Origin of the sequence: uncultured Sphingorhabdus sp. (genome assembly GCF_937872355.1) — a bacterium.
GTDB lineage: Bacteria > Pseudomonadota > Alphaproteobacteria > Sphingomonadales > Sphingomonadaceae > Sphingorhabdus_B.
Genome location: NZ_CALMSV010000160.1, coordinates 20399 through 29810, shown reverse-complemented (window position 1 = coordinate 29810; position 9412 = coordinate 20399). Strand labels below are relative to the sequence as shown.

Annotated in this window: 6 protein-coding genes; 2 read left to right on the top strand and 4 right to left on the bottom strand. The window is 53.6% G+C overall.

Annotated elements, in window-relative coordinates; translation table 11 throughout:
* Positions 1 to 683 (bottom strand): galactokinase family protein (locus tag Q0239_RS10240; RefSeq protein WP_298602211.1); only part of this gene is annotated, 683 nt, incomplete at its 3' end.
* Positions 680 to 1714, bottom strand: a complete 1035-nt coding sequence (locus Q0239_RS10235; protein ID WP_298602209.1) for a UDP-glucose--hexose-1-phosphate uridylyltransferase — start codon at positions 1712 to 1714, stop codon at positions 680 to 682. The genes Q0239_RS10235 and Q0239_RS10240, both read right to left, overlap by 4 nt.
* 134 nt (positions 1715 to 1848) lie before the next feature.
* Here Q0239_RS10235 and Q0239_RS10230 point away from each other — a divergent pair, with 134 nt between their 5' ends.
* Both Q0239_RS10230 and Q0239_RS10225 read left to right on the top strand, forming a co-directional pair.
* The gene (locus Q0239_RS10230; protein ID WP_298602207.1) at positions 1849 to 3978 is read left to right on the top strand and encodes an EAL domain-containing protein; all 2130 of its coding nucleotides are present in this window, start codon (positions 1849 to 1851) and stop codon (positions 3976 to 3978) included.
* On the top strand, positions 3975 to 6479 hold the full coding sequence (locus Q0239_RS10225) for an ATP-binding protein (RefSeq protein WP_298602204.1): 2505 nt from the start codon (positions 3975 to 3977) through the stop codon (positions 6477 to 6479). The genes Q0239_RS10230 and Q0239_RS10225 overlap by 4 nt, the downstream gene beginning before the upstream one ends.
* On the opposite strand, the gene Q0239_RS10220 is transcribed toward Q0239_RS10225, so the two are convergent.
* Positions 6476 to 7369, bottom strand: coding sequence for a crotonase/enoyl-CoA hydratase family protein (locus Q0239_RS10220; RefSeq protein WP_298602201.1), 894 nt, complete (start codon positions 7367 to 7369; stop codon positions 6476 to 6478). The genes Q0239_RS10225 and Q0239_RS10220 overlap by 4 nt on opposite strands.
* 421 nt (positions 7370 to 7790) lie before the next feature.
* A complete protein-coding gene (locus tag Q0239_RS10215) occupies positions 7791 to 9410 on the bottom strand; it encodes an alpha-glucosidase (protein ID WP_298602198.1) in 1620 nt (539 codons plus the stop codon).
* Between the last annotated feature and the right edge of the window lie 2 nt (positions 9411 to 9412).

Sequence of the window (9412 nt, the reverse complement as noted above, 5' to 3'; positions counted from 1 at the left end):
TCGTTATAGGCACTTTCCGCAAGTTCTCGCCGCACCCCCGAATGCACAATCAATATTGCTGCGTCCTGCGGAAGTGCAACCGGCGTTGTAGCCAGCGAACGACAATCGATCTGCAACGCCTGCCCCTGCAGCGCGCAAGCCGAAACCAGTTGATCCATTATCCCGCAGGCGCAGCCGACATGCTGATTTTCGGCCCGTTGTGCGGCCAACGCAATTTCGACCATCCCCAACTTATCGAGCGCAAACTGTGCCATCAAGGCCAAACCCAAAGCGACACCTAGCGATGCTGACGATGAAAGGCCCGCACCTTGCGGCACATTCCCACTGAGCGCCAAACGTGCGCCATTCAACTGGTATCCAGCATCTTTGAGCACTGCTGCCATCCCGCGCACGTGCCGCGTCCATTCGGCTTCGGGGCAACCGGACATCGGGCAATTGGCGGAGAAGCGGTCATTTGCCATCTCCAAATCTGCCGCCATGACGTCAAATTCATCGCCTGGTGCAGGCCCAATCGCTACCGCAGTGCCGAAGCCAATGGCGCATGGTAAAACAAACCCGTCATTGTAATCGGTATGTTCACCGATCAGGTTCACGCGGCCGGGTGCATAAGCAATATGGGCAGGCTCTTCGCCGAAATAACCGACAAAAGCTCGACGCGCGGAATCAACTGCCAGAGGATTCATGGCTTGTTGCCCGCAAGATAGTGAACGGTACTAGTTTGACGCAGCGCTTCGGCAGCTTGCTCCGGGGTCAGATCCCTTTGGGCCTCTGCCATCATTTCATACCCCACCATGAACTTCCGCACCGTTGCCGAACGCAACAGCGGCGGATAGAAGTGCGCATGCAACTGCACCCCGGGATAGTCGCGCCCGTCAAATGGGGCGCCGTGCCAACCCATCGAATAAGGGAATGGGCATTGGAACAGATTGTCGTAGCGCACCGCAATCTCTCCAAGCACGACGGCCAGATCGTCGCGCTGCTTATCGCTTAGCTGGGAGAACGATGAAATTTCAAACTTGGGCAGCAGAAGCAATTCAAAGGGCCAGCTTGCCCACCAAGGCACAATTGCGAGCCAATATACACTATCGACAACAATGCGTTCTTTTTTATGTATTTCTTGTTCGCAGAGCTGCAGCAGCATCGGGACTTTGTGGTCTACGAAAAAGGCGATCTGGCTATCACACTCGACCCTGAGTTCATCCGGAACATGGGCCGTTGCCCAAATCTGGCCATGCGGGTGCGGATTGGAGCATCCCATAACGCTGCCCTTATTCTCGAACACCTGCACCCAGCCATTGGTTTTTGATAGGTTTTCGACCTGTGATGCCCAAACATCTATTACCGCCCCAATAGCTTCAGGCTCCAATTGCGCCAGCGATCTTCCATGATCTTCAGAAAAGCAAATGACACGGCATACCCCAAAAGCTGGCTCTGCCTGGAACAACTCTCCGTCAGACGAGGCAAAAGCCTCACCACCCGACATGAGGGCAGGAAAATCGTTATCGAAAACGAAAACGCCCGAATAATCGGGATTTACGGTTCCATTCGCGCGTTTGTTTCCCGCACAGAGATAGCAATCCGGATCATGGGCCAATGCCTGATGGTTTGACACATCTTCCGACTGCCCCAACCATGGCCGTTGCGCTCGATGTGGTGATACCAAAATCCATTTACCCGTTAAAGGGTTGAACCGTCGGTGCGGATGTTTCAGCAATTCGGCTCTCCTCGTAGCGTCGCGGTGAACCGGATGAGCCAAACCAATGTCGTTGCCAAGGGGAATAGGTTTGCCCAGTGAAACTCTAATGGCGGTTAACCATTCCTTGAGGTTGCACCGTTATCCCGAACGCTATGCATGCACGCATAGTCATCGTCGACGACAGATCCACGAATCTGCGCATTTACGCACAGTACGTGTCGATGATGGGCGCCGGTTTCACATCTGTTTGTTTTCAAAGCGCAAAGGAAGCGCTTGTTTGGCTGGAAAATGAAACAGCAGACCTGCTGATCGTCGATTATCGCATGCCGGAAATGACCGGTGCGGATTTCATCAGACAGATCCGCAGTCGCCCCGACAGCCACAATATTCCTGCAATTGTCATCACTGCGCGACAGGACCGCGAATGCCGCATCGCCGCACTGGACGCGGGCGCCACCGATTTCCTGCAGAGCCCGGTAACCCATTCCGAATTCAAGGAGCGGGCTGAACTCCTTATTGGGCAACATCGCAAGCGCCGTGAAATCGAAAACCGTACAACTGCAAGCTCTTTAAACAGCGACGACCTTCGGGAGCAAACCGGCGGTAAATCGATGCTTGAGCAGATCATTGATACAACGCCAGTTATGATCATCGCGACCGATCGCAACGGCAAGATCCTGTTCATCAACAGCTATCAGTCTGCCATGCTGGGCAAAGATACCGAGCAACTGGTTGGCTACTCAATCAATGATATCTTTGAACCGCATCTTGCTGAACGTGAACAGCGGCGCAATTCACTGATCATCGATGGCGCGCAATCTATCCCGAACTATGAGGAAGTTTTTGTCAGCGACGGTGTGCAGCTTACCTTCCACTGCAACAAATCACCGCTGCTGAACAAGGATGGCCAGATAATCGGCGTCCTGACCTCCGCCGTCGATATTACCGCCCGAAAGTTTGCCGAGGAACATCGCGCGCATCTGGCATTGCACGATTTGCTGACTGGACTTCCCAACCGCGCGCTGCTCGCCGAGCATATGCGGCAGACGATTGAGGAATGCAGCTCGAGCGGAAGCAAAGCCGCCCTGCTATTGGTCGATCTGGATCGGTTCAAGGTTATCAATGATACACGCGGCCATCAGGCTGGTGACACATTGCTCAGACAGGTTGCAGAGAGGATCAACAGCTCACTGGACGCAAACGAACTGGCAGCACGAATCGGTGGCGATGAATTTGCAATCATCCTCCGAAATGTCGAAAGCGTCGAGGATGTCAGCAGCAAATGCCACCATCTCCTCGCGCAGATTGGCAAGCATTACGCAATTGGCGATTCCGACCAGCGAATTGGCGCCAGTATCGGCGTTGCCATGATTCCGGACGACAGCAACTCTCCTGATGAGCTGCTGCGCCTTGCCGATCTCGCAATGTACGAGGCCAAGTCGAGCGGACGCAATTGCCACTGTTTCTTCTCTCCAAAACTCAACCAGATTGCCCAGTTCAATGCGGGAGTTGAGGCGGACTTGCGAAGCGCCATTGAAAATGATGAACTGTTTCTGGAATATCAACCGATCGTTGATGCGCAAAACGGCGCCTATACGGGTTTGGAAGCTCTTCTGCGGTGGCAACATCCTGCACGCGGGCGATTGATGCCGAACGAATTCATGCGCGTCGCCAATGACTCCGGCCTGATTGATCGGATAGGCCATTGGGTAATCGATGCGGTTTGCCGCCAGATTTCGGAATTTGATAAGGATGGCATCGCACTGCCGCACATCGCCATCAACGTGTCGCCGCGCCAATTCCAGGCAGGCAAACTCTGCGAGGAAATTCTGGGCAAGATTGCCCAATACAAGATTGAGCCAGGACAGCTGGTCGTCGAGATTACAGAAGAATTGCTGCTTGATCAGAGCAGCCAATTAATGAACCAACTGCGCAATCTGCGCGACAATGGCATTGAACTTTCGATTGACGATTTCGGAACCGGCTATTCATCGCTTCAATATCTGCGCGATCTGCCCGCAAACAGGTTGAAGATCGACCAGACGTTCGTGTCCCGCATTGAGCATTCGGCAACCGACCGGGCCATCATTTCCACGATCGGGCACCTCGCCCACGCGCTGAATATGCGTGTCGTCGCCGAAGGCGTAGAAACCGAAGCGCAGCGTATGTTGCTCCGCGCTTCTGGGTGCGATGAATTGCAAGGCTATTTGTTCGGCCGTTCACTGACTGTCGATCAGTTGCGCGACATTTTTGGTTCGGCAATTGCGGTGTCACAGCCATGAGGCGGCTCCTTCCCAAAAAGGGCAGTCTGGCCCCGGAGCAGGAAATCCTGCTTAACCGCATGGTGATGGGGAGCACTGCGGGCACAGCTGTGTATTTTCTCTCGTACAACGCGTTCCTGCTCGAAGCATTCCTCGTCTATCTCTCACTAAACGCTGCATTATTCCTGATGCGCCGTGCCGATGTCTGGAAGCAGGAGAAGCGCTGGACCGCTGCAATTTTGCTGGATGTAGGAATGGCGTTTGCCGTTATGATGCATTCGGCAGAAACAATGTCTTTCTTCTACCCTCTGTTTCTTTGGGTGATTTTAGGCAACGGCTTCCGATTTGGCGTCAAATATCTTGTTATTGCATCGGCTCTGGCAGTTGCAGCTTTCAGCACGGTTGTATTTACGACTGACTATTGGGAACCCAACCGCACACTTGGCATCAGTCTGATATTGGCGCTTATTGTTATTCCAGCCTATTGCTCGACACTTATCAAGAAGCTGTCGCTCGCAAAAGAAGCTGCCGAAGCGGCCAACCGGGCGAAAGGCTATTTTCTGGCGAGTGTCAGCCACGAGTTGCGCACACCGCTCAACGCGATCATCGGCTATGGCAACCATCTGCGCGCGATGGCGATGCCCAAGAACCAGCACGACATGGTTGAAGCCAGTGTGCTCGCCGGTGAGCATCTGTTGCACCTCATCGACCAGCTCATCCAAATCGCCCGAAGCGATAGCAACGCCGCACAAGTCGTGATGCGGCCTCTGCGGATCACCGACCTTTTGGCGGAGGTCCGCGATATCATGCTGGTTCGGGCGGACGATAAGTTAATCGGCCTTCAGATTGCCGCCGAGCCTTTGAGCGACCGGATCGTCGACGGCCCTGCCGACATAATCCGCAACATCCTTTTGAACCTGACTGGAAATGCCATCAAGTTTACCGAAGCCGGTACTGTCTCCGTTAATGCCGGGCTTCGCGAGGCCGAAGGCAAAGCAATCCTGTGGTTCACCGTTAGCGATACCGGAATTGGAATTGCGGACGACGCCGTTGCCAAGATCTTCGAGCCCTTCCAGCAAGCAGACGACACGGTTATGAACCGTTTCGGCGGCACCGGACTGGGTCTTGCGATTTGCCGCCAGCTTGTAACGCAAGTGGGCGGGCAAATCAGTGTCGATAGTGTCATTGGCAAAGGTAGTACATTCCTTGTCGAATTGCCCGTATCGCTGGCAGAAGCGGAAAACAGCGCTTATGACAGTGAACAAAGCTCGCCTGTAAAAGTGTTGGCGCTCGGAATGTTTGAGCATGAGTTGCTGGCCAAGGCGCAAAACGCAGGAAACTATCTGGTCAAGAGCGTCAGTTGCCGGAGTTCAGTCGAACTGGAGCGGGCGCTGGCTTCGGTCAAACTTGCCGATTTCGACATTGCCATGATTGATGACCGGGTGGCGAATGAACTGGATGCGGAAGCGCCGGTTTGGAAAATGTTTACAGAGGCCGAAGTTGCTGCTGTGCTGGTATCGCATGATGTAGAGCCTGATCTTGGTGAAATTGAACTGCGCGCGGCCTTTGCTACCGTAATTCCTGCAGATGCCAGCTTTAACGAGCTCAGAAGCGCTATTCGTATTGGCTGTTCTTTCGCACATAAGCCGCATTTTGACGAACGCGCATCGGCTTCGACCAGGGCGGCACCATCGGATTATAGTCCACGATCAGTGCTGGTCGCGGATGACAACCGCACAAACCGCAACATATTGACTGCCATACTCGAGGCTGCCGGACACAAGGTTACGCAGGTCTGCGACGGCGATGAGGTATTGGAAATCCTCGAAAAGGAAAAATTCGACATCCTTTTGCTCGACGTCAACATGCCGCGTTTGAATGGCATTGATGCCTGCCGCATGTGGCGCCAAATTGAGGGCAACCGCGCGCATTTGCCGATCGTGGGTGTCACAGCAGACGCCACAACCGAGACCGAAACCCGTTGTCTTGGTGCAGGTATGGATTTGCGCCTGACCAAGCCGATTAACGCGGCATTGCTTCTAGAGACTATCGAAAAATTCTGTGGTCCGGCGCCTAAGACGCACCTTCCCGACATCAAACAGGACCCGCTGCAGATTGTGGTGCCTCTGTCACGCGATCATTCTGCATCAGCGCCGAATCAAGCCATCGATGAAGGTCACCTCGATTATCTGTGTTCGATTGGCGATGCAGTTTTCATCACGAGTATGATCGAAGGTTTTGTCGAGGACTCAACGGAAAGCAGCGCGACCATGCAACGCGCGCTCGAAACAAGCGATCCGGCACTTTTCCGTTTTGCTGCACACGCTTTCAAGAGCGCATCCAACAATATAGGCGCACTGCAGTTGGCCGCCCTTTGCAGCAAACTGGAGAAAATCACCGAAGCTGATTTCAGCGCGAAAGGCCCGAGTTACTTCGCTCAGGTCAAACAGGAACTTGATCGCGCAAAAAGCGAATTGGACTCAATGACGGTAGTTCCGGTCGCCAGCGCCAAATCCAACTAAATAGGAGACAAAGTCCTCCGGATACGGCGCTCTTGCGCATCCGCCAGACGCTCCATCTTGCGGACGTCGGCATCGGTCAATGTCATGGCAGTTTCTGCCCAAACCGTCGTGATGCGCATCAATTCGTCGAGTTCCACCGGATCGGCAACACGGCGCGCGCGGTAAACAGCACGTTCAGCTGCAAAGCGGTTCCGGTTGCGCTGGCAATAGTCGATTATCGCAGCTTCGCCCTGCCCGTCTTCTGCCAGGATATCTACAATTCCGAGTTGGTATAATTCCTCAGCACTATAGATTTTACCTTCAAGAATGAATTGCTCGGCCATCTTGCGACCAACCCGGCGCAGCAGAAAACTATAGGCACCCATCCCGGGGAAAAGGTTGAATACAATCTCTGGCAATCCAAGACGGGCGCTGCGCTCCGCGACCAATATGTCGAACGCCAGTGCGTGCTCAAAGCCCCCGCCCAAAGCGTCACCTTGCACGAGCGCCATCGTGATGATCGGCGCTCCAAATGCATTTGCGTTGGCAAATTGCATTCGCACACAGGTTTCAGCATATTTGCGCATCGCAGCGAGATCACGTGTTCGAATACACTCCGCGAAATGCCGCAAGTCACCCCCAAGATTGTATATACCAGGCGTCTTTGACCCGCAGATGAAATAACGAAGATCGTCAGGGCCGCCATTTGCAGGGCGGGCATAATTGTCCGCAATCCAGTCCTGAACCTCCTGAACCTCAGCACCAAGACTATAGGTGTAGCTGGGTCTTCCGCGCTGGTTCATGAAACACCAGAACATCTGATCGGATTTGTCGTGTCGCACTATGATTTCTTCGAAATGCCGCCCAACAATCGGCAAACCAAACTGGTCACCGGAACCAAATTGTGGCATTGACAAATCTAAAGCCAAACGAGGCGATCCCTCGGATATGGGGTTATAGGTAGCCATTTCGCTCCTTATGCGACCTTGTGCCTAGCCACCCCAACCGGCACTTTGTTCATAGCACAAATTGCATAGAGGCAAGGGTAAAAAGTGGTTAACTGTCCAAATAGGTCGAATAAGAGCCGATTTTGACTTCACGAATCTGGAGTTTAAGCGGCCGCATTTGTATTTGAGATCAAAGCTTCGTGACTAGCCAAGCTCTGGCAACGGTTCAGAGAACGCATTCTAGAAAATAGGCGCTTAGCACCGCACGTGATGCAAAAGCGCCGCTTTTCATTCCTTCAATCACAGAATTATACGCTAAAAAATTCAACGCCTCGGAACCAGCAAAAGGAAAAAACTGGGCAGTGTACGCATCGCGAAACTCTGATCAAATAATAGCTTCTGCAATGATAGCGCCATAAGCGCCAATTTCCCATCGCTCGGTGGTATTCAGCGTCTCGATTATCCGCCATTCATCAGGCTTTTCGGGTGTCCAGCTTATGCTGCTATTACCCATGTTGAACACGCACAAAAGGGTCTGCTCCGCACTCTTTCGTTGAAAGACAAGAATGCCTTCCTGTGCCTCGATTATGCGTATGTCGCCGCTCCGCAAAGCCTGGTTGGACTGACGCAGTGAGACAAATTTCCTTGTTGCGCTGAGCATCGAGGCGGCAGATCTTTCCTGCTGGTCGATCGCCAATGCGACATGATCGGTTCCAAGAGGAAGCCAGGGCGTATGGTCTGAAAACCCGCAGTGCGGCGCATCTGCTTTCCACGGCATCGGCGTGCGTGTTCCATCGCGTGATAGCGTATGTGGCCAATTGGCAATGGCTTCCGGATCTTGCAGTCGATCGAAAGGAATGTCGACCTGCGTGAGCCCAAGTTCCTCGCCTTGCCAGATAATCGCATTCCCACGAAGGCACAGAAACAACAGCATCACCATGCGCGCATAAACATCTCGCGCACCTTCTGGTGCCCAGCGGTTGATCCAGCGCGGTGCATCATGGTTGGAGAAGGCCCAACTAGGCCAACCAATCCCTTCCTCTGCCGGCCAGTTTTCCAGCGCTTCCCGAACCAGTGCGGGGGTCAACTTGTCGGCATAGAGAAAATCAAAACCGTAGGCGCTGTTGAAATGGGCGTCGCCTGCGGTGAACGCCTTCATTTCGCGGTCGGGTTCCGCCCCGCCGACCTCTGCCACCGTGAACCGATCTGGATATTGATCGGTCAAAGCCCGGATGCGCGCAACAAAAGCCGGAATATCGGGATGCGACTGGTTGTGCACTTTCAACTGGAAATCAAATGGCCTAGTACGAATGCCATTTCCAGCTGGAGCCGGAGGGTTATCCCGCAGCTCCAGATCATGCATGGCAAAATTTATCGCATCCACGCGGAAGCCGTCGACACCGCGATCAAGCCAGAATTTGGCAACTCCCAGCAATGCCTCTTGAACTTCAGGATTGTGCACATTCATCTGCGGCTGTTCGCGCAGGAAATTGTGCATATAATATTGACCACGACGTGCATCCCAGGTCCATGCCGGGCCGCCAAAAACTGATTGCCAGTTGTTCGGCGGAGAACCATCTGCCTTTGGATCGGCCCAGACATACCAATCCGCCTTTGGATTGTCGCGCGACGACCGGCTTTCGGCGAACCAAGCGTGCTGATCCGAAGTATGCGAGTATACCTGATCGATAATAACCCTAAGACCAAGGCCATGCGCCTTTTCGATCAGCGCATCGAGATCGGCCAGCGTCCCAAAAATGGGATCGACATCACAATAATCGGCGACATCATAGCCAAAATCCCGCATCGGCGAGGTAAAGAAAGGCGAAAGCCAGATCGCATCAACGCCAAGCGATGCGACATATTCCAGCTTTGACGTAATGCCTGGCAGGTCCCCCACCCCGTCATTATTGCTGTCGGCAAAACTCCGTGGGTAAATCTGATAGATGACGGCACCGCGCCACCACGCTGCGCGAGATTGCGTTGAACCTTGTATTTTTTGCATAT